Source organism: Janthinobacterium sp. BJB301, from assembly GCF_002735685.1.
Lineage (GTDB): Bacteria > Pseudomonadota > Gammaproteobacteria > Burkholderiales > Burkholderiaceae_D > Janthinobacterium > Janthinobacterium lividum.
The window spans coordinates 1106724-1132710 of sequence record NZ_PDZJ01000002.1 but is presented as its reverse complement, the minus strand read 5'-3'; the positions used below and the strand labels follow the sequence as shown (position 1 = coordinate 1132710).

The following is a 25987-nucleotide window of genomic DNA, read 5'->3' as shown; positions in this document are numbered from 1 at the left end:
AATACTTACTTTTGATAAGGATGGGTGTGTTGCAGTGCACAATACCTCTTTGATGGAGTGCCACGCGCCAGCGTGCGGCCTCCTGGCAGCAAGGGAATACCACCATGGAAGCACAAGCGAACGGCAGCACCCCCCGCAAGCCCCAGTCTAAGCTGGCGCGCAATCTGAAATTCGGCCTGGGATTGACCCTGGGCCTGGGCATGGCCGCCACCCTGGCGGGCGGCTGGTGGCTGCGCCAAGCGTGGCAGGATTTGCCCGCCGTCGAGCACCTGGCGCAGTACAAGCCCGCCCTGCCGCTGCGCATTTTCTCCAGCGAAGGCGAGCTGCTGGCTGAATACGGTGAAGAGCGCCGTGAATTCCTGCCGTTGAAAGACATCCCGCTGCGCATGCGCCAGGCCTTGCTGGCCATCGAGGATGCGCGTTTCTACGAGCATGGCGCCGTCGATTTCTATGGTCTGACGCGCGCCACGCTCGCCAACGTCGTCACGGGCCACCACGCGCAGGGCGCCAGCACCATCACCATGCAGGTGGCGCGCGACTTCTTCCTGTCGCGTGAAAAGACCGTGCAGCGCAAGCTGACGGAGATGCTGCTCGCCTACAAGCTGGAACAGCACTACGGCAAGGACAAGCTGCTGGAACTGTATATGAACCAGATTTACCTGGGCGAGCGTTCCTACGGCTTTTCCGCCGCCTCGAATATCTATTTCGACAAGCCGCTGGCCGAGGTCAGCATCGCGGAAGCGGCCATGCTGGCCGGCTTGCCGAAGGCGCCATCGGCCTACAACCCCGTCGCCAATCCGCAGCGCGCCACCGTGCGCCAGCATTACATCCTGCAGCGCATGCGCGAACTCGGTTACATCACGCCAGCCGAATACGATGCGGCGGTGGCGGAAAAACTGGCCCTGAACAAGGACCGCAACAGCTCCGTGCACGCGGCCGCGTATGCGGTCGAGGAAGCGCGCCAGCTGATCCTGCAAAGCTATCCCGAAGGCGCCTACAGCATGGGCCTGGACGTGACGACCACCATCCGCATGGCGCCGCAGCGGGCGGCCGACAAGTCGCTGCGCGACGGGCTATTGAATGCGCAGGCGCGGCGCGGCTACCGTGGCCCGGAAGCGCGCCTGGCCGCTTCCGAAGACAGCGTGGCGCGCCAGCTGGCCGCCTACCAGGACAGCGGAGAATTGCGCGCCGCCCTCGTGCGCAAAGTGGAAACCGCCGGCAAGCGCCAGGTGACGGCGCAGCTGCGCAATGGCGACGAGATCGTGCTGGCGGCATCGGATGCGCGCCTGGGCGGCAAGCTGCAGTGGGATGGCAAGCGCGCCATCGTCGAGGGCAGCGTGATCCGCGTGATGCACGACGCGGCAAAGAAGCGCTGGCTGGTGAGCCAGTTGCCTGAGATGGAAGGCGCGCTCATTTCCGTCGAGGCGCACAGCGGCGAAATCGTCGCCATGGCGGGCGGCTTCGATTTCTACCGCAACCACTACAACCACGCCATGCAGGCCTACCGCCAGCCCGGTTCCAGCTTCAAGCCCTTCGTGTATTCGGCGGCGCTGGAAAAGGGATATTTCCCCGGCACGGCCGTGGACGATACGCAGCGCCTGCTGCTGCCGCAGGAAACGGGCGCGCGGCCCTGGCGTCCGCGCAATTACGGCAACAACTATGAAGGCTTCATCAGCGTGCGGCGTGGCCTCGTGCGCTCGAAGAACCTCGTCGCCGTCAGCCTGATGCAGGCGGCCGGTCCCGGCTACGTGCAGCACTACGCCACGCGCTTCGGTTTCGAGGGCGCGCGCAATCCCGTCTCTCTGCCGCTGGCGCTGGGCGCGGGCGCCGTCACGCCGCTGCAGCTGGCGCAGTCGTATGCCGTCTTCGCCAATGGCGGCGTGCAGATGCCGCCGAAATTGATCAAGGAAGTGCGCAGCCGCAGCGGCGAAGTGCTGTTCAGCGATGCGGCGCCACGCGCCAAGGGCGAGCCGGCGCCGGGTACGCAAGTGATCTCCACGCGCAACGCCTACGTCATGGACAGCATGCTGCGCGACGTCGTCAAGAGCGGCACGGGACGCGGTGCGCTGGCGCTGGGGCGCGGCGACGCGGCTGGCAAGACGGGCACGTCGAACAACGCGTATGACGCCTGGTTCGCCGGCTATTCCTCGGGCCTCGTGTCCGTCGTCTGGCTCGGCTACGACCAGCCGAAAAGCCTGGGCAACGCCACCGGGGGGACTTTGGCGCTGCCCGTCTGGCGCGACTACATGCAGGTGGCCGTGCAGGGCCGCCGCGAACAGGTGCTGGCGGAACCGCCTGGCCTGTCCCTGCTCGATGGCGATTACGTGTATGCGGAATACCTGGCCGGCGACTGCCTGAAGGATAACCATGCCTTTATCCACAGCAGCGTCAGCTGCGGCAGTGGCAGCCTGGGCGCCGATACGCGCCTGGCCAACGGCGAAGAGCGCGGCACCAGCGGCACGGGCCACGAAGCGCGCACCCTGAGCGAAGCGCGCGAACGCGAACAAATTCTCAAATCATTTTCGGAAGAGTAAGACCATGCTGTTATATACGATTTACCTGGTGGCGATTGTTGCCGAAGCGATGTCCGGCGCCATCATGGGCATGCGGCGCGGCATGGATTTGTTCGGCATCTGCATGATCGGCACCGTCACGGCGCTCGGTGGCGGCACCGTGCGCGACGTGCTGCTGGGGCACTATCCGCTGGGCTGGATCGCGCATCCCGAATACCTGTTGTTTACCATCGGCGCGGCTGTCGTCACGGCCTTTGTCGCGCGCTACCTGCACCACCTGCGTGCCATCTTCCTGCTGGTCGACGGACTGGGCCTGGTGGCGTTTTGCGTGATCGGCTGCGACATCGCCATGTCGGCCAAGATGCACCCGGCCATCGTCGTGCTGGCGGGGATGATCACGGGCGTCTTCGGCGGCCTGCTGCGCGATATCCTGTGCAACCAGATCCCTCTCGTGCTGCAGCGCGAAGTGTATGCCACCGTGGCCCTGTTCACGGGCAGCCTGTATGTGGGCCTGCTGTACTTCAAGGTCGACAGCTCCGTGGCGCAGCTGGCGTCCATCGGCGCCGGTTTCCTGTTCCGCTTCCTGGCCTTGCACTTCGAATGGCGCCTGCCGAATTTCAACGGCGACCGCATACGCGGTTTCGAGTAACGGCAGCGGCGTGAATATTTTCACGCGCGTTTAACCCCTTTTTCTCCGTCGCTGCGTTTCATGTTGGACACCCCAGCCAACCGGAGAAGAAGCGATGTCCAGCGCCCTCAAGATCACATTGATACTGTCCCTGCTGCTGTCGGCAGGCAGCCACGCCGCCGGCACGGCGCCGCGCAAGACCCTGGCGCCGTTTGCCAGCGAGCAGGCCTTGAGCAGCTACCTGCAGCAGTTGCAGGCGCGCCAGGCGGCACTGCAAAGGGAGCAGCAGAAACTGCAGCGCGCCACGGCGCAGTCCATGGCGGTATCAGCGCCGGCCCCTCCCGCGCCGATGGCGGCGAAAGCCGCGCCGGCAGCATCGGCAGAAGCGGCGGAATCGGTCACCAATGTGCAGACGGCGGGCGTGGACGAAGGCGGCATCGTCAAGCTGCATGGCAAGCACCTGGTGATGCTCAGGCGCGGCAAGCTGTTCACCGTGCAGGTGGGCGGCAAGGCCTTGCAGCCTGTGTCTTCGCTCGACGCGTTCGCGCCGGGCAGCGACCCGTCGGGCAGCTGGTATGACGAGATGCTGATCGACGGCGATACGGTGGTGGTGATCGGCTACAGCTACAGCCGTGGCGGCACGGAGATCGGCCTGTTCGACGTCAACGCGGACGGCAAACTGGCCTACCGCTCTACCTATCACTTGCGCTCCAACGATTATTATTCCTCGCGCAATTACGCGAGCCGCCTGGTCGGCAGCAAGCTGGTGTTCTATTCGCCCCTGTCGCTGAACTTGCGCCGTGGCGACCCGTTCAGCGGTTTTCCCGCGCTGCGCCGCTGGCGCCCCGATGCCGTGCCGTCCGACTTCAAGCGCATCGCTCCGGCCACGCGCATCTACCGCACCGATGAAGAGCCCGAGATGGGTGCCGGCCTGACCCTGCATACGGTCACCGTGTGCGACCTGGCGCAGCGCGACATGCGCTGCGAAGCGACGGCCGTGATGGGACCGCAGGGCCGCGTGTTTTATGTGTCGGGCGAATCCGTGTTCGTGTGGACCACGCGCCGCGGCAGCGACTCCGGCGTGTTCCGCATTCCCCTCGATGGCAGCGCGCCCAGCGCCCTGAAAGTGGCCGGTGCCCCCGTCGACCAGTTCTCGTTCCTGGAAAGCGTTGACGGCCATCTGAATGTCCTGCTGCGTGCCGAAGGCCAGGGCGATGGCATGTGGGATGGCGCAAAAGGGCGGGGCGACATGGCCTTGCTGCGCGTGCCATTGGCGTCGTTTTCCGATGGCCGCGACAGCGCGCCCGCCAGTAGCTACAAGGCGCTGCCCGGTGGCGGTGGCTACGGTTTGCAGAACCGCTACGTGGGACCGTATCTGCTGTATGGGAACCCCGGCAATGGCGGACGGCGCCAGGCCGATCAGGCCTGGCCGCGCCAGCCCCTGTATGCCGTGCGCTGGGCCGATGCGGGCAGCGTGCAAGCCTTGTCGCTGCCGCACGGCGTGGAGCGCATCGAGGCGCTGGGCGATGACGCCGTGGTGATCGGCGCGCAGGGACGGGATCTGCACTTCAGCAGCATCCGCCTGGGAGCGCAGGCGGCGGTTGCCGCGCGCTATATCCGCGCCGATGCGGCGCAGGGCGAGTCGCGCAGCCACGGCTTTTTCTACAAGCCGCAAGCGGCCGGCGAGGGCATGATCGGCTTGCCCATCCTGGGCGCGGACGAGCGGCCTGGCCTCAACAAGTCAGCCGCATCCGTTCTCTATCTGCGCAACAGCGGCTTGCAATTGACGGAACTGGGCGCGCTGGCGGCGCGGTCCGGCCAAACGCCGGACGATGGCTGCCGCGCGTCCTGCGTGGACTGGTACGGCAATGCGCGCCCCTTGTTCCTGCAGGGCAGGGTCTTCGCTTTGCTCGGCTATGAATTGGTGGAAGGGGCGTTCAAGGATGGACAGATCCGCGAAGTGCGCCGCATCAGCTATGCACCCATTGCGCCCGCTGCACGCTGACGGCGTAGCGAAATTGTCGCCGCCGCGTAGTTCGGCTACACTGGTTCTTATGCCCGATACCCTGATCACCGCGACGGATGAAGACCTGATGCTGCGCTACAGCGCCGGCGACCTGCCGTCGTTTCGCGAACTGTACCGGCGCCATAGCCAGGGCCTGTACCGCTTCGTGGCCTGGCGTTCGCCGCGCCGCGCGTGGGTGGACGAGATCGCGCAGGACGCGTGGGCCAGCCTGCATGCGGCGCGCGTCGGCTACCAGCCGCAGGCGGCGTTCCGCACCTATCTGTACCAGATCGCGCGCAACCGTCTGATCGACATCCTGCGCCAGCGGGAAGGACAGGAACACGACGACGTGGGCGAACTGGCGGACGAGGGCACATCGCCGCCGCAATCGCTGGAGCAGAAACAGCAGCACGCGCTGCTGCATGCCGCCATCGCCGCGCTGCCGGTGGAGCAAAAGGAAGCGCTGGTGCTGCAGCAGTTCAGCGGCATGAGCATCCTCGATATCGCCGTGGTGACGGGGGCGGAGGCGGAAACCGTCAAGAGCCGGCTGCGCTACGCCATGCAGAAATTGCGCGCGGGCTTGGACAGCGCCGCTGGCGCGGGAGGACAGGCATGAATACGCACGATACGGATCCTCAAGATCCTCAAGATCATCACGACGAAGAATTGAACGCGCTGCTGGCCAGCCTGCCGCAGCCCGCGCCTTCCAGCGCGCTCGATGCGGCCATTCTGGCGGACGCGGAAAAAGCCCTGCACAAGCCGGCAGCGGCGAACGACAGCGCCGATGGCGTGCAGCGCACCTTGCCTGCAAAGAAATCACCGGACTATCTGCAGCGCTGGCGCGTCCCGCTGGGGTTGGCCGCGGCTGTGCTGTTGACGGTGAACCTGATCGGCGTGGACTGGTTCGGCTCGAAGCCTGCGCAATTTCCCGTGGTCGGGGAGCCGGTCACGCAGGAGGTGATGTCCGAGCCGGCCGCTGCGCCCGCGACGGTATCTGCGCCACCGCCACCGCCGCCGGCACCGCGCGCCATGGCCAAGGCGGCAGCCAGGATGCCAGCGCAGGCCGAGCCAGTGCCGGCACCCGTGCCAGCGCCAGCGCCACCGGCCCCGCCGCCCCCTGCCACGGCAATGCCTCATGCGATGGAGCAGCAAGCGGCCATGCAGGCCGAGGCCAGCATGCAGCGCCAGGCACCGGTGCAGCGGGCGCTGGCCAAGCCCGCGCCCGTTGCGGCCCGCTCCGCGCCGATGCCGCCGCCCGCAAAGCTCGACGCTTCCGTATGGCTGGTGAAGATTGACGCCCTCTTGAAGGCGGGCGAAGGTGCGCTGGCGCAGGAGGAATGGGCGGCGTTCCGGCAGGCCTATCCCGACTATCCGGTGGCCGAGGAGCTGCGGCAGCGGCTGGAGAATAAGTAAAAAACGCTAGACGATCCCCTTCCTGCGTTCCCACACGGCGCTGCCCACGAAAATGGCGGCGCATACCCACATCACTGCCGGCAGCGCGTTCACGCCCACCGATTGCATCAGGACGCCCGTCAACAGGGGGCCGCCGCCGCTGGTGACACCCCAGGTGGCGTTGACGATGGCGCTGGCGCTGGTCAGCGACAGTCCCGTGAAACGCTCGCCGCAGGCCACCAGCGCCAGCATGTAGATGCCGCCCGCCGCCGCGCCCAGCAACAGCAGCAGGGTCCACCACAGCCACGGCGTGCCGACGGCGAACGGCAGCAGCGGCAGCAGCAGGCAGACGGCCACGCCGCAGCCCGCATGGACTTTGGCGCGGCCGAAGCGGTCGGCCATCCAGCCCAGCGCGAATTGCAGGCCCGTGTCGCCCACCAGCACCACGGTGGCCGACAGCAGCGCCAGGTCCGTGCCGATGCCGTGCTCCATCGCGTACAGCGGCAGCAAGCTCAATGCCAGGGTATCGAACAGGGCGAAGAAGGCGGCGCCCAGAACGATCATCGGCATGCGCGGCAGGATCAGGGTCCACTTCACGCCGTGTTCTTCCTGTTCGCGTTCCGGGCCGCTGTTCGAGATCAGCATCAAGCCCGGCACGGCCAGCAAGAACAGCAGGCCGCAGGCGGCGAAGCTCCAGCTGATCTTGTCGTTGAACAGCGCCACGAGGGCGGGGCCGATCAGCTGGAAAAAGGTAAAGCTGGTGGTGTACATGGCCACCACGCGGCCGCGCGAATTATCGGGCGCCAGGCGATTCACCCACGCTTCGCCGATGGTAAACAGCACGCCCATGGCGCCACCGAAGAGGAAGCGCAGCACGCTCCACGCCAGCAGGTGGTCGGTAAACTGCATGGCGATCGTCGCCAGCGACGCCGCCCACACGGCGCCCAGCATGGTGGCGCGCGCGCCGAAACGCCCCACCCAGCGCGAGACGAACGGCGAGGCGGCCAGGATGCCGAGGGCGCTGACGGCCGTGATCATGCCGATGATGTCCGTGCCCACGCCGCGCTGGTGCAGGGTCAGGGCGGTGAGCGGCATGGTGGCGCCCAGGCCCAGGCCGACCACGCCGATGCTCACCACGAGGGCGAAGAAATCGCGCCATGGCATGTGCTTCATGGCTGCCCCCGCAGGGTGGAAAAGGTGGTCGGTATGGCTGGAAAACGGTGTGGATGCATGGGAAAGTAAGGGACTTTGCCTGCGGCGCTGGTGTTTGGCGCCGGACGGGCATATGATGATTTTAATAAGGACAATACTGCAAAGCCGTAGTGTAGGCGATGTGTGCCGCCGCTGGCCACGTCCATCCGTGTGGCCGCCCCTGCCGGCTCTGCTGTACAGTGAAGCGAGCGGCAGCGCCGTCACGGTGCTGTCATTGGATCGTCACGCCAGCGAGGAAGCCCCATGCGCCGTCCCATCGTTCTCGTTCCCGCCTGCCAGCGCCAGCTTGGCAGCCACGTCTGGCACATGGCACAGGACAAATACCTGCACGCCGTGCTGCGCGGCGCCGGCTGCATGCCGCTGCTGCTGCCCGCCCTGGGCGCGGATGCGGACCTGGAAGCGGCGCTGCAGATCGCCGATGGCGTGATGCTGACCGGCTCGGCCTCGAACGTCGACGCGCGCCTGTATGGCGAAGATATCCTCCATCCCGACCTGCCGCAAGACCCCGCGCGCGACGCCACCACCTTGCCCCTGATCCGCGCCGCGCTGGCACGCCAGCTGCCCCTGCTCGCCATCTGCCGCGGCTTCCAGGAAGTCAACGTGGCCCTGGGCGGTGGCCTGCACCAGGCCGTGCACGCGGTGCCGGGCATGCAGGACCATCGCGAGAACGTGCTCGATCCCCTGGCGCGCCAGTACGCGCCAGCGCACCGCATCAAGTTGATGCCCGACGGCCTGCTGTCACGCCTGCTGGGCGGCGAGAGCGAAATGATGGTCAACTCCCTGCATGGCCAGGGCATCGCCCGGCTGGCCGATGGCTTGCTGGTGGAAGCCCTGGCCGACGACGGCCTGGTGGAAGCCTATACGGTGGCCAGCGCCGCCGGTTTTACGCTGGCCGTGCAATGGCACCCGGAATGGCAGGTGGAAGACAATCCGCATTCCATGCGCCTGTTCGGCGCCTTCGGCCAGGCTTGCCGCGATTACCAGGAACAGCAGCATAGAAAGACAGGATGACAGGCGCGCCGCACGCAGTACGCGGTGTTCGATCAAGACCAACGAGAGGGAAACATGGCAATACGTGAAAATTTCACCTATACGGATATGGATTTGTGGCTCAATGAAAAGCGCGTCACGGAAATCGAATGCCTGGTACCCGACCTGACGGGCGTGGCGCGCGGTAAGATCCTGCCGCGCGGGAAATTCACCCAGGAGCGCGGCATGCGCATCCCGGAAGCGGTACTCGGCATGACGGTGACGGGCAATTACCCGGTCGACGATGGCGGCTACGACCGCGCCATTTCCAGCACCGACCGCGACATGATCTTGAAGGCCGATCCCACCACCATCACCATGGTGCCGTGGGCAACCGATCCCACAGCGCAAGTCATCCACGACTGCTATTTCGCCGACGGCATGCTGGTCGATTTTGCGCCCCGCTCCGTGCTGCGGCGCGTGCTGAAACTGTATGCGGACAAGGGCTGGAAACCGGTGGTGGCGCCGGAACTGGAGTTCTACCTGACGGCGAAAAACACGGACCCGGACTTGCCCTTGAAGCCGCCCATCGGCCGCAGCGGCAGGGCCGAGACGAGCCGCCAGGTGTACAGCATCGACGCCGTCAACGAGTTCGATCCCCTGTTCGAGGATATCTACGATTACTGCGAATTGATGAACCTTGACGTCGATACGCTGATCCACGAGATCGGCGCGGGACAAATGGAAATCAACTTCCTGCACGGCGATCCGCTGGGCCTGGCCGACAAGGTGTTTTTCTTCAAGCGCACACTGCGCGAAGCGGCCTTGAAACACGATATGTACGCCACCTTCATGGCCAAGCCGATGGCCGGTGAACCGGGTTCCGCCATGCACGTGCACCAGAGCGTCGTCGATGCGAAGACGGGCCTGAACATCTTCAGCAACGAGGACGGTTCGGCCGCGCCCATCTTCAAGCATTACATCGCGGGTCTGCAGCGCTATATGCCGTCGGCCATGGCCATCGTCGCGCCCTACGTGAATTCCTACCGCCGCATCGTGCGCCATACGGCCGCGCCGATCAACATCCAGTGGGGACTGGACAACCGCACGGTGGGCTTCCGCGTGCCCGAGTCGGGCGTGCAGGACCGGCGCGTGGAAAACCGCATCATCGGCGCCGACGCCAATCCCTATCTGGCCCTGGCCGTCACGCTGGCCTGCGGCTATCTCGGCATGACGGAGCAGCTGGAAGCGACGCCGATGATGGTGGGCAGCGCCTATGACATGAAGTTCGAACTGCCGCAAGGCTTGCCCGAAGCCCTGCAGCTGCTGCGCGCGGAAGACAAGCTGCGCACGGTGCTGGGCGAGCGCTTCATCGACGTATATGCGGCCATCAAGGACCTGGAACACCAGGAGTTCATGACCGTCATCAGCCCGTGGGAGCGCGAGCATCTTCTGCTCCACGTTTAAGAAAGGATCGCAATGAGTACAACAAACAATCCGCTGGCGCCGAGCGCCGCCCTGGTCGCCTCCGTGGCGCAGAAAAACGCGGCGCCGCAGGTGTATGACACGGCCGCCATCCAAAAAATGGACTCGGCCCACTACCTGCATCCATTCACCGATTTCCAGGACCTGGCAAGCAAGGGCGCCAGGGTGATGGTGCGCGGCGACGGCGTCTACCTGTGGGATAGCCAGGGCAAGAAGATCGTCGACGGCATGTCGGGCCTGTGGTGCGTGAATGTGGGCTACGGCCGCACGTCGATCTCGCAAGCCGTGTACCGGCAGATGGAGACGCTGCCGTTCTATAACAGCTTCTTTGGCACGACCAACGTGCCGGCCGCGCAGCTGGCCGCCAAGCTGGCGCAAATCTCGCCGCCGCAGTTCCAGCACGTGTTCTTCACCAGTTCCGGCTCCGAAGGCAACGACACGAATTTGCGCATGGTGCGCCGCTACTGGGATATCCTCGGCTACAAGGAGAGGCATACCATCATCAGCCGCCACAATGCCTATCACGGCAGCACGGTGGCGGGAGCGTCGCTGGGCGGCATGGATGGCATGCATGCGCAGGGCGGCATGCCCATCCCCGGCATCGCGCATATCGGCCAGCCCAATTACCTGGAGTCGGGCCACGGCTTGAGCCCCGAGGAATTCGGTGTAAAGGCGGCTGGCTGGCTGGAAGACAAGATCCTGGAAATCGGCGCCGACAAGGTGGCCGCCTTCATCGGCGAGCCGGTGCAGGGCGCCGGCGGCGTCATCATCCCCCCATCGACCTACTGGCCGGAGATCCAGCGCATCTGCGACAAGTACGGCATTTTGCTCATCGCCGATGAAGTCATCTGCGGCTTCGGCCGCCTGGGGCGCTGGTTCGGCTCCGAACTGTTCGGCATAAAGCCCGACCTGATCACTTTTGCCAAGGGGGTCACGTCCGGCTATGTGCCGCTGGGCGGCGTGCTGGTGGGCGACAGGGTAGCCAAGGTACTGATCGAGCAGGGCGGCGAATTCACGCACGGTTTCACGTATTCCGGCCACCCCGTTGCCTGCGCGGCGGCGCTGGAAAACATCCGCATCATCGAGGAAGAGCAGCTGGTGGCGAAGGTGGCCGACGATACGGGACCGTACCTGAAGCAGTGCTTCGCCAGCCTGGGCGAACATCCGCTGGTCGGCTATGCGGACAGCTGCGGCCTGGTCGCGGGCCTGAACCTCGTGCGCAAGAAGGGCGCCACCGTGCATGACAACGAGCTGTTCGACGAGGACCAAGGCGTGGGCATGATCTGCCGCGGCCACATGTTCGACAACGGCGTCATCATGCGCGCCGTGGGCGAACGCATGATCGTCGCCCCGCCGCTGGTGATGACGCGCGCGCAGATCGATGAAATGGTGGGCTTGATACGCGTGTGCCTGGACAAGACGCATGCGGACGTGAAGGCGAAGGGCTGGGTGTAGGTTTTTTCCCCATTTTGCCGCCATCTGCGCATTTTTTGGACCGCAATGGCGGCAGTTCCGCTAAACTTCCATCCTGGCCGCTCTTTGTAGTGGCCAGTTTTTCATTTTGACACCCTCTTACCCAGAAGCCACCCACACATGACGATAGCAACACCCGCCGCGTCGGCCAGCGACGCCCCAGCGCCTTTCTTGCTGATTGATCAACTGGTCAAGGAATTCGATGGCGTGCGCGCCGTCAATGATATTTCCGTGACGATCAACAAGGGCGAGATATTCGCCCTGCTCGGCAGTTCAGGCTGCGGCAAGTCGACCCTGCTGCGCATGCTGGCCGGTTTCGAGACGCCGACGTCGGGGCGCATCGCTTTGGCGGGCAACAGCATCGTCGATGTGCCGCCGCACCAGCGCCCCATCAACATGATGTTCCAGTCGTATGCGCTGTTCCCCCATTTGTCCGTGTGGGACAACATCGCCTTCGGCCTGCGCCGCGATGGCTTGCCAAAGGCGGAAGTGGCGTCAAGGGTCGAGCAGATGCTGGCGCTGGTGCAACTGGGGCAGTATGCGAAGCGCAAGCCGCACCAGTTGTCGGGCGGGCAGCAGCAGCGCGTGGCGCTGGCGCGCAGCCTGGCCAAGCGTCCGCAATTGCTGCTGCTCGACGAGCCGCTGGGCGCGCTGGATAAAAAACTGCGCGAACGCACGCAGATGGAACTGGTCAATATCATCGAGCAGGTGGGCGTCACGTGTGTGATGGTCACGCACGACCAGGACGAGGCCATGAGCATGGCCACGCGCATCGCCGTCATGAGCGAAGGGCGCATCCTGCAGGTGGGGGCCCCCGGCGAAATCTACGAGACGCCGAACTGCCGTTTCGTGGCCGATTTCATCGGCAGCGTCAACCTGTTCGACGGCCGCATCACGGAAGATGAACCCGACCACGTGGTCATCGCCACCGCCGATGGCGAGCACTATGTTTCGCATGGCATCACGGGCAACCTGGGCATGGATGTCTCGGTGGCCGTGCGCCCCGAAAAAATCGGCATCCAGATCGAGCCACCCGCCTTGCACGAGCGCGCGTCGCCGGCGGAACACGGCTACAACTGCGCCCAGGGCGTGATCGTCGCCATGGCATATTTTGGCAATGAAACCAGCTACCACGTGCGCCTCGACAGCGGCACGGTGGTGAAAGTCTCGCGCACCAACGCGGCCCGCCACGACGCCGCGCGCCTCGAGCGCGAACAGCACGTGTGGGTGTGGTGGGATGGCGCCGACATCGTCGTGCTGACCAGCTGAGGCCATCATGACGTCCATCCTGCAATCGCTGCGCAAGCTCGTCACCCTGCGTTGGGTCACTGGGCGCAACGCCGTCATCGCCGTGCCCTCGCTGTTCCTGGCGGCAGCCTTCCTCGTGCCTTTCCTGATCGTGCTGCGTATCAGCCTGTCCGACATGGACACGGCGGGCAGTCCGTTCGGCGGCCTGCTGTCGTATGTCGACGGCATCGTCGTGCTGAAGGTCAAAATCGCCAACTACCTGTTCATCGCCGCCGATGAACTGTATCTGCTCACCTATCTCAGTTCATTGAAATACGCGGCCATCACCACCGCCATCTGCCTCTTCATCGGCTACCCGTTCGCCTACTTCATGGCGCGCGCCAGGCCATCGATCCGGCCCGTGCTGATGATGCTGGTGATGCTGCCGTTCTGGACTTCCTTCCTGCTGCGCGTGTATGCGTGGAAGGGTATCCTGGCCAACCACGGCTTGCTCAACGACCTGCTGATCGCGCTGGGCGTGGTAAGCGAACCGCTGCACATGATGAACACCTCGTTTTCGCTGGTGGTGGGCATGGTGTACGCCTATCTGCCCTTCATGATCCTGCCCCTGTACGCGAACCTGGTGAAAATGGATATGCGTTTCCTGGAGGCGGCGGCCGACCTGGGCGCCACGCCCTTGCAGGCGTTCTGGCGCATCACCGTGCCCCTGTCTAAATCGGGCATCATCGCCGGCGCCATGCTGGTGTTCATCCCGTCCGTGGGCGAATACGTGATTCCCGAGCTGCTGGGCGGCCCGGAAACCCTGATGATCGGCCGCGTGCTGTGGGATGAATATTTCACGAACAACGACTGGGCCATGGCTTCGTCGGTGACGGTGCTGGTGGTCTTGCTGATCCTCGTGCCGATGGCCATTTTTAACAAATACAAGACGGACCAGAACGCGGAGGAACGCACATGAACGGACGTAATTTCCTGCAGCGCTGGTTCGGCCATGGCTGGCTTTCTCTCGGCTATCTGTTCCTCTACCTGCCCATCATCGTGCTGATCGTCTTTTCGTTCAACAGCTCGCGCCAGGACATGGTGTGGAGCGGTTTTTCGCTGCGCTGGTACAGCGAATTGATGAGCGATACGGAAATCATCTCGGGCTTCGGTTTGTCCCTGAAGATCGCCTTCATGTCGGCCACATCGTCCGTCATCCTCGGCACGTTTGCCGCCTTCGCCTTGACCAGCTACCAGCGCTTCCGTGGCCGCACGGTGTTTTCCGCCATGGTCAGCGCGCCTTTGGTGATGCCGGAAGTGATCATCGGCCTGTCCCTGCTGCTGATGCTGGTGTCCATGCAAAAGGTCTTCGGTTTCCCCGAACGTGGCGTGCTGACCATCTGGCTGGGCCACACCCTGCTGGGCATGGCGTATGCGGCCGTGGTGGTGCAGTCGCGCCTGCAGGAGATGAGTAAATCCCTGGCCGAAGCGGCCATGGACCTGGGCTGCCGCGCGCACCAGGTATTCTTCCTCGTGACCCTGCCGAACATCACGCAGGCGCTGGCGTCGGCCTGGCTGCTGACATTTACCCTGTCGCTGGACGATGTGGTGCTGTCGGCCTTTTTGTCCGGTCCCGGTTCGACGACGATGCCGCTGGTGATCTTCTCGCGCGCGCGCCTGGGGCTCGACCCGCGCGTCAATGCCATCGCCGCGCTGACCATCCTGGTGGTGACGCTTGCCGTGATCGCGTATGCCGTGATGCTGGCGCGCGCCGACCGGAGACGGCGCAAGCAGATGTCTGTGAAATAGAAAATATTGTACTAACTAAGTGGGCAGCATTTGCTGCCCACGGTTAATGACTAATTATATTACTTAGGCATTGCACGGCAATGCTGCCGTACATGCTCGATGCGCCCACGACGAAGGCGTTCATATGCTCTTACATGAACGGCCTTTGGATAGTGACAAATCATCATCGCAATCCCCTTTCTTAGCTGGGATGGCCTCGATAAGAAAACTTGGAGCTTGCATTGCTGAAGTTTAAACACTAAACTTATACAGCTATCACATAGCAAGCAGTTCAAGAGAAAGCCAGAGTCCGTTTGACTTTCTTTTACCCAACGTGTAAAGAGCGCCAACTCTTTACACGTTTTCTTTTTGTACTCTATTTTCCTGAGTAGAGTACATATCTAATTTTTATGTATTTTTCAACTTTAATGCTTTATCAATTTTCTTGAGCATAATGTGAACTATATCGAGATCATCGCTATCTTTTATTTCGATAGAAAAATTCACTCCCGGACCGCGAATATTTAACCAAAAATCTTCTACATTGTCTGAGTCATTACTATTAATATTTTTGTGTGCATCTGACGTTTCAACTTTTTCCTGTCGACCAACTATTGGGTTAGATATTGTGACTGGAAAATTTTCCTCTTCTTCAATTACCTCATCATAGCTACTCCCGGCTGACTCACTGCCGAGGATGTTTTCTTCGTTCAGTAATCCCGAATGCTTGCCGCCTTCAAGAAAATAACGAGAAACGCGAGATGCAATTACATCAGGTACATTAAATTCTCTAATTAGCATTTTTTCAAAATGCTCAATCGGCAATTTTTGCCCCCGAAATCGCTCATAGATAGCGTTAAACAATGGTGGGGATAGAAGTGCTTTCTGCAAACACTTCATCGCGTCTTCAGCTGTATAAGACAGTTTGTAGTCTCGATAGAGCGGGCAAACGGAAAGTTTTCCATTTTTGCTATCTATTAGGCCGTATTTCACAGCCGCGCCAATTTGTGCGGCAAATGCACCGCTCACCTTTTTGCCAAGCTTTTCAGCTGCCAAGTCTTGGCTACAGCTTCCGGCAAAGCCATCAATTGCCTCTGCCAGTTGCAATGCCGAGCGCAGCGACGCGCGTGGGTAATCAATGATTTTTGCCATGCATCCTCCTAAGATGAATGTATTGTGCCTCAAGTAAATTTTAAGCGCAAGAGCTTTCTTGTTTGCTTCTAGGGGTCTTTCTAATTTTAGCTTATGAGCCTAAATTTGCTCTGTTTGCTCATTTTTTGGCATTTCTTTCGGAAATTAGGCATTTATTTGCTTTTTATGATCTGTTCTTGCAATTTTTGACTTTGAGGCATGCTTGTTACCGTGGAGGAAATTTTCTACACGCTACTTCCTTACACGGTTCGTATGGTTTGGTGACTTGTATGGTAGGTTTCTATATGTGATAACTTATAAGGAGATGCTATGCAAAATCTCAGCTGGCATGCACGGGCCGCAGCGCTCGCGATCGATGGCCGCGCCTTTATCAATGGCGAGCGCGCCGGGGCTAAGTCAGGCCAGACTTTCGACAATCTGTCGCCCATCGATGGGCGTCTCCTGGGGCAAGTGGCCCGTTGCGATGGGGCGGACGTGGATGCGGCCGTGCAGGCCGCGCGCGCCGCCTTCGAGGACCGCCGCTGGGCAGGGAAATCGCCCGCGCAGCGCAAGCGCGTGCTGATCAAGTTCGCCGACCTGGTGCAGAAGTACGGCCCCGAGCTGGCCTTGCTGGAAACCCTGGACATGGGCAAACCGATCAAGTACAGCCAGAGCGTGGACGTGGGCGCCACGGCCAACTGCCTGCGCTGGTATGGCGAGGCGATCGACAAGGTCTACGATGAAATCGCGCCGACTCCGGCCAACAGCCTGGCCCTGATCACGCGCGAACCGGTGGGCGTCGTCGCCGCCATCGTGCCGTGGAACTACCCGATGATCATGGCTGCCTGGAAGATCGCGCCGGCCCTCGCGGCAGGCAATAGCGTGATCCTCAAACCCTCCGAAAAATCCCCATTGACGGCCTTGCGCCTGGCCGACATCGCGCTGGAAGCGGGCGTGCCGGCCGGCGTTTTCAATGTGCTGCCCGGCTACGGCAATGAGGCCGGCGCCGCGCTGGCGTTGCACATGGATGTCGATTGCATCGGTTTTACGGGCTCCACGCGCACGGGAAAATTGATCGTGCAGATGGCGGGCCAGTCAAACCTGAAACGGGCGTGGACGGAATTGGGCGGCAAGTCCGCCAACATCGTTTGCGCCGATTGCCCTGACCTGGACAAGGCCGTGGCGGCCGCCGTCGGCTCCATCTTCTTCAACCAGGGCGAAAGCTGCAATGCGCCATCGCGTCTGTTCGTGGAAGAATCGATCAAGGAAGAATTCCTGGCCAAGGCATTGGCCATGCTGCCGCGCTTCCAGCCCGGCGACCCGCTCGACGAAGCCACCGTCATGGGCGCCATCGTCGACGCCACGCAGATGCAAACCGTGATGGGCTATATCGCGGCCGGCAAGAGCGAAGGCGCGCAGCTGCTGGGCGGCGGCGAGGCCGTGCGCCTTGATACGGGGGGCTACTATGTGCAGCCCACCGTCTTCGGCGTGGACGCGGGCATGACGATCGCGCGCGAAGAGATCTTCGGCCCCGTGCTGTCCGTGCTGGGCTTTACGGATATCGGCGAGGCGGTGAAACAGGCCAATGCCACGCCGTACGGCTTGCAGGCGGCCGTATGGACGTCCGACATCACCAAAGCCATCCAGACGGCGCGCGCCCTGCGCGCGGGCACCGTGCACGTCAACCAGTATGACGGCGACGACATCACCGTGCCGTTCGGCGGCTACAAGCAGTCGGGCAATGGGCGCGACAAATCATTGCACGCGCTGGACAAGTACACGGAGCTGAAGACGACGTGGATACAGGTGGGGTAGGGGTTTGCGCCTGTGGTGTTGTCGGATTACGGCCTGCGGCCTCGGCGGCCCCGCCTAATCCGACCTACCCGGCCTACGGCGCTGATGGTCTCGTAGGTCGGCTTGGCGCGCAGCGCGCAAGCCGACTTAAAACAAACTACGTCAGAAGCAGTGTTCCAGCGCCGGGAAGCTGCCATCCTTGACGGCTTTTACATAGCCGGTGACGGCGTCGTCGATGCTGGCCGCGCCTTCCATGAAGTTGCGCACGAAGCGCGCCTTGCGGCCCGGGAAGACGCCCAGCATGTCGTGCATGACGAGCACCTGGCCCGAGCAATCGGGACCGGCGCCGATACCGATCGTCGGAATCTTCAGCATGTCCGTCACTTCCTTGCCCAGCTGCGACGGCATGGCTTCCATCAGCACGATGGCGGCGCCCGCGTTTTGCAGCGTCAGCGCGTCGTTCTTCAGTTCCGCCGCGCTTTCCGTGCTCTTGCCCTGCACTTTATAGCCGCCCAGCTGGTGCACGGATTGCGGCGTCAGGCCGATGTGGGCGCAGATGGGGATGCCGCGTTCGGTGAGGAAACGGACGATCTCGGCCAGCCAGGCGCCGCCTTCGATCTTGATCATGTGCGCGCCAGCCTGCATCAGGATGACGGCGTTGGCATAGGCTGTCTCGGGCGTGCCGTAGGCGCCGAATGGCAGGTCGGCCATGATCATGGCCGACTTGCTGCCGCGCGCCACGGAAGCCGTGTGGTAGGCCAGTTCGGCCACGGTGACGGGCAGGGTGGAGTTGTGGCCATTGCAGACCATGCCGAGCGAATCGCCGATCAGCAGGATCTCCACGCCGCAGCGGTCCATCAGGGACGCAAAGCTGGCGTCATAGCAGGTCAGCATGGTGATCTTTTCGCCGGCGGCGCGCAGCGTGGCCAGGGTGTGGATGGTCACGGCCTTGTTGGCGACAGGCTTGGATGGCGCCGGCGCCGGTGTGGCGGCCTTGTCTTTTGCGGCCAGATCTGTTCCTTGCAAATAAGCGGACATAGGTATTCTCTAGAGTGAAAGGGGTGCAACGCCGCTAGTGTAGTACTTTATGCGGCCTGCTGCAGGAGCGGCATTGTAGAGGATGGGAGCGGAACGGGTCGGAGCTGGGGTCAGAGCTGACTGATGGCCTGATCGGCCACGGCCGCCAGGTAGTCCTGCGCCGGACCGAGTCCGGGCACGATGACGGCGGGCGCCAGTTGGAGCAGCGGCACCAGCACGAAGGCGCGCTCGGTGATGCGCGGATGGGGCACCGTCAGCGTGGCGCTGGCGATCCGTTCATCGCCGTACAGCAGCAAGTCCAGGTCCAGGGTGCGCGGGGCGTTGCGGTAAGGCCGCTCGCGTCCATGCGCCGCCTCGATGGCGTGCAGGGCCAGCAGCAGTTCCTCTGCCGGCAGGGTGGTCGTGATGCGCGCCACGGCGTTGATGTAGTCGTCACCGCTCGAATCGATGGGCGCCGTGCGGTAGCTGGCCGAGGCGTCCAGCAAGCTGGCGCCTGGCAGGCGCGCCAGGCGCGCGATCGCGTCCTGCACATTCGCGCGCGCGTCGCCCAGGTTGGCGCCGATGCCGATGTAAGCGGTGACCAGCGCAGGTGCGTCCATCATTCGTCGCTGCTGCTGCCGGTGGCCGAGCCGCCGCCGGTCTTGCTGCGCGCGCTGCGGCGTGGCGGGCGCTTTTTCTTGACGGCGCCCGGTGCGGCATTGGCGCTGACGAGCAGCGCTTCGCGCGTTTCCTCGTCGCCTTCATAAAAGGCCGTCCACCATTCGCCGATGTCCATGTCGATCTCGCCAGAGGCGCAGCGCAGCAGCAGGAAGTCATAGCCGGCGCGGAAGCGCAGGTGCTCGAGCAACTTGTACGGCGCCTTGCCGACCCGGCGCTCGAAGCGCGGCTGCATCGACCAGATGTCGCGCATGTCGGAACCGATCTTGCGCTGCAAGGCCAGCTTTTCCGTCTGCGAATCGAGCACGTCGTCGGCCGCCAGGTGCAGCGCGGGAATGGTCGATTCGCCGGCGGCGCGGTAGGCCGTCCATTTTTCCAGTACCTGGTGCCACAGCAGCGAAGCGAACAGGAAGCCCGGCGAGACGGTCTTGCCGGCGGCGATGCGGGCGTCCGTGGCGTCCAGCGCCAGGGTGACGAATTTTGCGCCCAGCGGCTGTTCCAGCACCACGTCGAGCAGCGGCAGCAGACCGTGATGCAAGCCTTCCTTGCGCAGCTGCTGCAGGCAGGCCAGCGCGTGGCCGCTCATCAGCAGTTTCAGCATTTCATCGAACACGCGCGGCGCGGGCACGTTGTTGATCAGCGGCGCCATGATGGGGATCGGCGCGGCCGTGTGCGGCTCGATGGTGAATTTCAGCTTGGCGGCAAAGCGCACCACGCGCAGCATGCGCACGGGATCTTCGCGGTAGCGCTCTTCCGGCTTGCCGATCATGCGCAAGGTCTTGGCGCGGATGTCTTCCACGCCGCCGTGGTAGTCCAGCACTTCCTGCGTGGCCGGGTTGTAGTACATGGCGTTGATGGTGAAGTCGCGGCGCAGCGCATCTTCGTGCTGCAAGCCGAAGGTATTGTCGCGCAGGACGCGGCCATGTTCATCCTTGGGCGCGGAGTCGGCGCCGGCGCCGCGGAAGGTCGTCACTTCCAGCAAATCCTGGCCGAACATCACGTGCACGATCTGGAAGCGCTTGCCGATGATGAAGGCGCGGCGGAACAAGCGCTTGACCTGTTCCGGCGTGGCGTTGGTGGCGATGTCGAAGTCTTTCGGCTTCACGCCCAGCAGCAGGTCGCGCACGGCGCCGCCGACGACAAAAGCCTCGAAGCCCGCTTCCTGCAGGCTGCTGGTGACGCGGATGGCATTCGACGACACCAGTTTCGGGTCGATTCCGTGTTGCGCAGGACCGAGCACGATGGGTGCCGTGGTGTCGCGCGCTGCCTCTTTTTTAACGCCGAGGATCTTGCGGATGAATTTTTTAATCATTGAATAAGTGAAGTGATGGCCAGCCGTGGAGGGATGCGTGTGCGCTCAAAGCGGTATTGGGGTTGGTCGCGACAGGGTGGGTCACGACCGACAGCAGGGGAATGTCGTTGTGCGAATCGCTGTAAAAATAGCTGCGCTCGAACTGCCCCAGTTCCTTGCCCATCTTTTCCAGCCAGGCATAGGTGTGGGTCAGCTTGCCCGCGCCCAGGGTCGGCGTGCCTACCAGCTTGCCCGTGACATTGCCTTGCGTGTCATATTCTGGCATGGCGGCCAGCAGGTGCTCGACGCCCAGCGCATCGGCGATGGGTTTGGTGATGAAATGGTTGGTGGCCGTGACGATGGCCAGCAGGTCGCCCGCGTCCTGGTGCTGTTTCAGCAGGGCCACGACTTCCGGGCGGATGGCCGGCATGACCACTTCAGCCATGAATTGCTTGTGCAGCGCTTCCAGGCGTTCGCGCGGGAATTGCGCCAGGGTGCCGAGGGAAAATTCCAGGTATTCCACCGGATCGAGCGTGCCGGCCTGGTATTGCGCGAAAAATTCGTCGTTACGGCGGGTGAATTCGGCGGCGTCCACGGCACCGATGCGTACCAGGAATTCGCCCCACTCGTGATCCGAGTCGATGGGCAGCAGGGTGTGGTCGAGGTCAAACAGGGCCAGATTCATCATTCTTTCGCTTCCGCCTGCAGCAACTCGCGCAACAATGGCAAGGTGATCGGGCGTTGGGTTTCAAGGGAGTAGAGGTCGAGAGAGTCCAGCATCGTCGACAGCGAACGCATGTCGCGCCGGAAATGGGACAGCAGATAGGGTAACACGCCGGGCGACAAGGTCAAGCCGCGGGTGGTGGCCGCCTGGGTCAGGGCGGCGATTTTTTCATCGTCCGTCAAGCCGTGGATCTGGTAGATCAGGCCCCATCCCATGCGCGTGCGCAAGTCTTCGCGCACGGGCAGCACGGCCGGCGGCACGGCGCCGCTGCACACCATGTAGGCCTTGTTGGCGCGGATTTCATTGAACAGGGCAAAGGCATCGATCTGCGCCAGCGGCGACAGTTTTTCGCAGTCGTCGAGCAGGTACAAATCCACATCAGGCGAATACACGAATTCGGACTCGATCGAGAATGGCGAAATGTAGCGCGCGCGCTCGGTGCTGGCCAGGGCCTTGAGCAGGTGGCTCTTGCCGGCGGCCAGTTCGCCCCACAGGTAGGCAAAATGTTCGCGCGAAGTGCGCGCGGCGAACTGGCGCATCAGCTGCGCCACTTCGGCATTCTGTCCCACCTCGAAGGTATCGAGGCTGTGCGCCTGGTCTGTGCCTAAATCGAGCACCAGTTGTTTCATGGCGTACGCCTTGTCCTGTTTTTCATTACTGCTTGTGCGTCGTCATCGCGTTTGTTGTTGGATTTTTATTAATTTAACATTGTAGTCGTATCGAGTGCCTGGCAGAAGCGTAGCGAGCGGCAGCGATTTGTGGCCGAGAAGCGCAACCGTACTGTAGTACGGTGAGCATCGCCGGCCGCAAAGTGCGACGCGCAGTAGCTTATGTCAGTCACCTTGTCACGCATTATAGAAGGTGCTGGACAGGTAGTGGCGTCTTAGATGCTTAAAAGCGACCATCAGGACGGCAGAAGCGGGTAAAGCGAGCAAAACGCCGACGAAACCGAACAATTGTCCGAAAGCCAATAAGGCAAAGATCACGGCCAGCGGGTTCAGACCGATGCGCTCGCCCACCAGGCGCGGCGTAAGGAAAAAGCCTTCGATGACCTGGCCGCAGCCATAGATGACCGCCACGGCGATGACGCCGCTCCAGTCGGCAAACTGCAGCAGGGCGGCGATCAGCGCCAGCATCAGGCCCAGGCCGAAACCCAGATAGGGAATGAACACCAGCAAGCCCGTGATGATGCCCACAGGCAATGCGACTTCAAAACCGGCGATGGCCAGCGCCACCGAGTAATACGTGGCCAGCACCAGCATGACGAGCAGCTGGCCGCGCAGATATTGCGCCAGCAGGGTATCGACTTCCTGCGCCATGCCCACCGTGCGGCCGACCCAGCGGCGCGGCACGGCGCCGGCGATGCGCGCCAGCATTGGATGCCAATCCAGCAACAGATAGAACAGCACCACGGGAATCAGCACCACGGTGGCCAGCCAGCCCAGCACGGCCGTGCCGCCGATACGGGCCGAAGCGAGTACCGTGCTCCAGATTTCATCGCCGCTGGTGGCCATCTGCTGGCTCAGCATGCGTTTGATGCCGGTGCCATCGAGGCGCACGCGGATGCCCAGGTCGCGCAGCTTCGGCGCCAGGAAATCGTTGGCCTTGTTCAGGAATTGCGGGATTTGCGCCTGCAGCAGCGGGATTTCCTTTTGCAGCACGGGTACGACGATCAGCACCAGCGCCGTAATGGCGAGGAAAAACAACACTACGACGACCAGCACGGCCAGCGGACGGGGCACGTAAAAATGCTTGTAATGCAGGCGCTGCAACCGGTCGACGCCGGGATTGAGCACGTAGGCGAGGATGGCGGCGGCCAGGAAGGGCGTCAGGATGGGACCGAGGCTGACGAGCAGCAGCAAAAATGCCAGCCAGACCGCGATCCAAAATGCTGTTTGCTTCTGTTCGGCGGTGATGGCGAATGGCATGTAGTTTGTGCTGTTGCGTTAAAAAAAGGCAGTTAATTACGAAATGGCGGGGCAGTTTGATAAAATAGCGACTTGATCGACCGAATTCACCCGCTGGCGTCCTGCCGCACGATGTTGAAAAACATGCTTGCGCGCGCGTGCCGGCGGGTATCCGCCTTCTATTTTACCGCCTCCGCTGCCACCACACCATGAACCAGACTTCTAATGTTTCCCTTTCCTACCGTGACGCTGGCGTCGATATCGACGCAGGCGACGCTTTAGTCGAAGCAATCAAGCCGTTTGCCAAGCGCACCCTGCGCGAAGGCGTGATGGGCGGCCTGGGCGGTTTTGGCGCCATGTTTGAAATCAGCAAGAAGTACAAGGAACCGGTACTCGTCTCGGGCACCGACGGCGTGGGCACCAAATTGCGCCTGGCGTTCGAACTGAACCGCCATGACACGGTCGGCATCGACCTGGTCGCCATGAGCGTCAACGACATTCTGGTGCAAGGCGCCGAACCGCTGTTCTTCCTCGACTACTTCGCTTGCGGCAAGCTGGACGTGGCGATCGCCACCGACGTCATCAAGGGCATCGCCCAGGGTTGCGAACAAGCGGGCTGCGCGCTGATCGGCGGCGAAACGGCGGAAATGCCGAGCATGTACCCGGCCGGCGAATACGACTTGGCAGGTTTTGCCGTCGGCGCCGTGGAAAAATCGAAAATCATCGACGGTACCAAGATCACCCCGGGCGACGTGGTGCTGGGCCTGGCCTCGTCCGGCGTGCACTCGAACGGTTACTCGCTGGTGCGCAAGATCATCGAAGTGGCGAAACCTGACCTGGAAGGCGACTTCCACGGCCGCAAGCTGGCCGACGTGCTGATGCAGCCGACGCGCATCTACGTCAAGCCGCTGCTGGCGCTGATGGATGCCATGGAAGTCAAGGGCATGGTGCACATCACCGGCGGCGGCCTGGTGGAAAACATCCCGCGCGTGCTGCAGCCTGGCCTGGTGGCCGAGCTGGACTCGAAGGCATGGACCATGCCGCCGCTGTTCACGTGGCTGCAGCAGCACGGCGGCGTGGCTGACGCCGAAATGCACCGCGTCTTCAACTGCGGCATCGGCATGACCGTCATCGTCTCGCAGGAAAACGCGGACGCCGCCATCGCGCAATTGCAGGCGGCCGGCGAAACCGTCTCGCGCATTGGCACCATCCGCGCCCGCGTGGGCGACGAGCATCAAACGATTGTCATCTAAGTCTTAATCGACATAAAAAAGGCAGGCACTCGCAAGAGGCCTGCCTTTTTTTACGTGCCTGCGCCTACCGCGCGTGCGCCGGCTTCATGCGGCCATCCGGTTGCGAACCGCCCCTGCCGATCATGGCCACGCTGACGGCCGAGACGAGGGAGGCGAACAGGATGTAGCCGACGATGTGCCACGGTTCGCCATTGCCCGTCTTCAGCAAATAGGTGGCGATGATGGGCGTCAGGCCGCTGGCGAAGATGCCGGAGAACTGGTACACGAAGGAGATGCCCGTGTAGCGCACCTTGGCGTCGAACAGGTCGCAGAACAGGGCCGCTTCCGGGCCGTACACGGCCGAATACAGCACGCCCAGCGGGATGATCACGGAACACCACAGCAGCAGCGGATTGTCGGCGTGATGCAGCATGATCCAGAAGGCGGGAATCGACGACACGCCCGTGATCAATGAACCCCAGAAAAATACCTTGGTGCGGCCGATGCGGTCCGACAGGCGGCCGAAGAATGGAATGCAGAAGCACATCACGACGGCCGACGCCATCACGCCCATCAGCGCTTCCGTGCGGTCTATCTTGATGGTGTTGGTCAGATAGGTGATGGAAAACACGCCGAAGATATTGAAGAACACGCCGTCGATATAGCGCGCACCCATGCCTTTCAAGACATTGCCGGGATAGCGTTTCAACAGGTCGAAAAACGGAATCTGCGTCTCCGCATTCTTCTCCTTGACGGCCTGGAATTCCGGCGTTTCCATCACGTTCAGGCGTATCCACATGCCGATGAAGACGAGGGCCGCCGACAGGATGAAGGCCACGCGCCAGCCCCAGGACAGGAACTGCGTGTCCGTCAGGCTGTAGGACAGGATCGCCACCACGCCGGAAGCGAGGCACAGGCCGATGGCCAGGCCGATCTGCGGCAGGCTGGCGTAGAAGCCGCGCTCCTTGGGCGGCGCATATTCATACGCCATCAGCACGGCGCCGCCCCATTCGCCACCGAGGCCGATACCCTGCAGCACGCGCAGGAACAGCAGCAGGCCGGGCGCCCAGTAGCCGATGTGGTCATATGTGGGCAGCACGCCGATCAGGAAAGTGGAGATCCCCATGATCATCAGGGTCATCACCAGCATGCTCTTGCGGCCGATCTTGTCGCCGAAGTGGCCGAAGATCACGCCGCCGATGGGGCGCGACAGAAAGCCCACGGCAAAGGTACCGTAGGCCAGCATGGTCGAGACGAGCGGATCGCCGCCCGGGAAATACAGCTTGCTGAACACGATGCCGGCGACGACGCCGTATAAAAAGAAGTCGTACCACTCGATGGTGGCGCCGATCACGCTGGCCATCACGACTTTCCGTAGCTCTTTGGCCTTTTTTGGATTGTTCGTATTGTTATCCATAATATCTAGTCTCCAATCGATATCGATTATGTGTGTTTTTTTGATGCCTGGCTGATTGCCAAGTCATTGAGGGGCGGGGCCGTCTGCCCGCCGCTGGCATCCTC

The 25987-nt window shown here is 62.6% G+C and carries 22 protein-coding genes; 13 read left to right on the top strand and 9 right to left on the bottom strand.

Translation table 11 applies throughout. The features are described 5' to 3' along the window. The first annotated feature begins 104 nt into the window (after window positions 1-104). The 5 genes from CSQ91_RS18385 to CSQ91_RS18365 all read left to right on the top strand — a co-directional run bounded on the left by CSQ91_RS18385 (window position 105) and on the right by CSQ91_RS18365 (window position 6559). Complete coding sequence (locus CSQ91_RS18385; RefSeq protein ID WP_257217395.1) at window positions 105-2534, top strand: penicillin-binding protein 1A; 2430 nt, start codon at window positions 105-107, stop codon at window positions 2532-2534. A gap of 4 nt (window positions 2535-2538) precedes the next feature. Next, the gene (locus CSQ91_RS18380; protein ID WP_070254674.1) at window positions 2539-3162 is read left to right on the top strand and encodes a trimeric intracellular cation channel family protein; all 624 of its coding nucleotides are present in this window, start codon (window positions 2539-2541) and stop codon (window positions 3160-3162) included. Window positions 3163-3256: 94 nt separating this feature from the next. Then, on the top strand, window positions 3257-5146 hold the full coding sequence (locus tag CSQ91_RS18375) for a beta-propeller domain-containing protein (protein ID WP_099389167.1): 1890 nt from the start codon (window positions 3257-3259) through the stop codon (window positions 5144-5146). 49 nt (window positions 5147-5195) lie between these two features. Then, the gene (locus CSQ91_RS18370) at window positions 5196-5762 is read left to right on the top strand and encodes a sigma-70 family RNA polymerase sigma factor (protein WP_257217394.1); all 567 of its coding nucleotides are present in this window, start codon (window positions 5196-5198) and stop codon (window positions 5760-5762) included. Continuing rightward, window positions 5759-6559 carry a hypothetical protein gene (locus CSQ91_RS18365; RefSeq protein WP_099389166.1) on the top strand — a complete coding sequence of 267 codons (801 nt, stop codon included), beginning with the start codon at window positions 5759-5761 and terminating at the stop codon, window positions 6557-6559. The genes CSQ91_RS18370 and CSQ91_RS18365 overlap by 4 nt, the downstream gene beginning before the upstream one ends. Window positions 6560-6565: 6 nt before the next feature. On the opposite strand, the gene CSQ91_RS18360 is transcribed toward CSQ91_RS18365, so the two are convergent. Next, complete coding sequence (locus CSQ91_RS18360; protein ID WP_099389165.1) at window positions 6566-7711, bottom strand: MFS transporter; 1146 nt, start codon at window positions 7709-7711, stop codon at window positions 6566-6568. A gap of 282 nt (window positions 7712-7993) precedes the next feature. Between CSQ91_RS18360 and CSQ91_RS18355 the strand changes: the two genes are divergently transcribed. The 6 genes from CSQ91_RS18355 to CSQ91_RS18330 all read left to right on the top strand — a co-directional run bounded on the left by CSQ91_RS18355 (window position 7994) and on the right by CSQ91_RS18330 (window position 14713). Beyond that, the gene (locus CSQ91_RS18355; protein ID WP_099389164.1) at window positions 7994-8761 is read left to right on the top strand and encodes a gamma-glutamyl-gamma-aminobutyrate hydrolase family protein; all 768 of its coding nucleotides are present in this window, start codon (window positions 7994-7996) and stop codon (window positions 8759-8761) included. Between the two features lie 54 nt (window positions 8762-8815). Then, window positions 8816-10186, top strand: coding sequence for a glutamine synthetase family protein (locus CSQ91_RS18350; RefSeq protein ID WP_034788700.1), 1371 nt, complete (start codon window positions 8816-8818; stop codon window positions 10184-10186). 12 nt (window positions 10187-10198) lie between these two features. Then, window positions 10199-11659, top strand: a complete 1461-nt coding sequence (locus CSQ91_RS18345; RefSeq protein ID WP_099389163.1) for an aspartate aminotransferase family protein — start codon at window positions 10199-10201, stop codon at window positions 11657-11659. 138 nt (window positions 11660-11797) lie between these two features. Then, a complete protein-coding gene (locus tag CSQ91_RS18340; RefSeq protein ID WP_099389162.1) occupies window positions 11798-12946 on the top strand; it encodes an ABC transporter ATP-binding protein in 1149 nt (382 codons plus the stop codon). A gap of 7 nt (window positions 12947-12953) precedes the next feature. After that, on the top strand, window positions 12954-13883 hold the full coding sequence (locus CSQ91_RS18335; RefSeq protein ID WP_099389161.1) for an ABC transporter permease subunit: 930 nt from the start codon (window positions 12954-12956) through the stop codon (window positions 13881-13883). Beyond that, window positions 13880-14713, top strand: coding sequence for an ABC transporter permease (locus CSQ91_RS18330; RefSeq protein WP_099389160.1), 834 nt, complete (start codon window positions 13880-13882; stop codon window positions 14711-14713). Before CSQ91_RS18335 ends, CSQ91_RS18330 begins: the two co-directional genes overlap by 4 nt. A gap of 387 nt (window positions 14714-15100) precedes the next feature. Here CSQ91_RS18330 and CSQ91_RS28735 read toward each other — a convergent pair whose 3' ends face one another. Then, entirely contained in the window at window positions 15101-15844 is a 744-nt protein-coding gene (locus tag CSQ91_RS28735) for a hypothetical protein (RefSeq protein ID WP_143451054.1), read from the bottom strand. A 309-nt stretch (window positions 15845-16153) separates the two neighbouring features. Between CSQ91_RS28735 and CSQ91_RS18320 the strand changes: the two genes are divergently transcribed. Beyond that, window positions 16154-17638, top strand: coding sequence for an aldehyde dehydrogenase (locus tag CSQ91_RS18320; RefSeq protein WP_099389158.1), 1485 nt, complete (start codon window positions 16154-16156; stop codon window positions 17636-17638). A 141-nt stretch (window positions 17639-17779) separates the two neighbouring features. Here the strand turns inward: CSQ91_RS18320 and panB are convergent, their stop codons facing one another. The 6 genes from panB to CSQ91_RS18290 all read right to left on the bottom strand — a co-directional run bounded on the left by panB (window position 17780) and on the right by CSQ91_RS18290 (window position 23255). After that, window positions 17780-18655, bottom strand: coding sequence for a 3-methyl-2-oxobutanoate hydroxymethyltransferase (panB, locus tag CSQ91_RS18315; RefSeq protein WP_180278456.1), 876 nt, complete (start codon window positions 18653-18655; stop codon window positions 17780-17782). A 110-nt stretch (window positions 18656-18765) separates the two neighbouring features. Next, the gene (folK, locus tag CSQ91_RS18310) at window positions 18766-19254 is read right to left on the bottom strand and encodes a 2-amino-4-hydroxy-6-hydroxymethyldihydropteridine diphosphokinase (protein ID WP_099389319.1); all 489 of its coding nucleotides are present in this window, start codon (window positions 19252-19254) and stop codon (window positions 18766-18768) included. Further along, the gene (gene pcnB / locus CSQ91_RS18305; protein WP_099389157.1) at window positions 19254-20624 is read right to left on the bottom strand and encodes a polynucleotide adenylyltransferase PcnB; all 1371 of its coding nucleotides are present in this window, start codon (window positions 20622-20624) and stop codon (window positions 19254-19256) included. The genes folK and pcnB overlap by 1 nt, the downstream gene beginning before the upstream one ends. After that, the gene (locus tag CSQ91_RS18300) at window positions 20617-21288 is read right to left on the bottom strand and encodes an HAD family hydrolase (protein WP_070254851.1); all 672 of its coding nucleotides are present in this window, start codon (window positions 21286-21288) and stop codon (window positions 20617-20619) included. The genes pcnB and CSQ91_RS18300 overlap by 8 nt, the downstream gene beginning before the upstream one ends. Further along, window positions 21288-21956, bottom strand: coding sequence for a DnaA regulatory inactivator Hda (gene hda, locus CSQ91_RS18295; protein WP_034788687.1), 669 nt, complete (start codon window positions 21954-21956; stop codon window positions 21288-21290). Before hda ends, CSQ91_RS18300 begins: the two co-directional genes overlap by 1 nt. A gap of 216 nt (window positions 21957-22172) precedes the next feature. Next, window positions 22173-23255: an AI-2E family transporter gene (locus CSQ91_RS18290; protein WP_034788685.1), complete on the bottom strand. Its 1083-nt coding sequence runs from the start codon at window positions 23253-23255 to the stop codon at window positions 22173-22175. Window positions 23256-23443: 188 nt separating this feature from the next. On the opposite strand from CSQ91_RS18290, the gene purM reads away from it, so the two are divergent. Then, the gene (gene purM, locus CSQ91_RS18285) at window positions 23444-24487 is read left to right on the top strand and encodes a phosphoribosylformylglycinamidine cyclo-ligase (protein WP_099389156.1); all 1044 of its coding nucleotides are present in this window, start codon (window positions 23444-23446) and stop codon (window positions 24485-24487) included. A 64-nt stretch (window positions 24488-24551) separates the two neighbouring features. On the opposite strand, the gene CSQ91_RS18280 is transcribed toward purM, so the two are convergent. Then, on the bottom strand, window positions 24552-25829 hold the full coding sequence (locus tag CSQ91_RS18280; RefSeq protein ID WP_373630533.1) for an MFS transporter: 1278 nt from the start codon (window positions 25827-25829) through the stop codon (window positions 24552-24554). Between the last annotated feature and the right edge of the window lie 158 nt (window positions 25830-25987).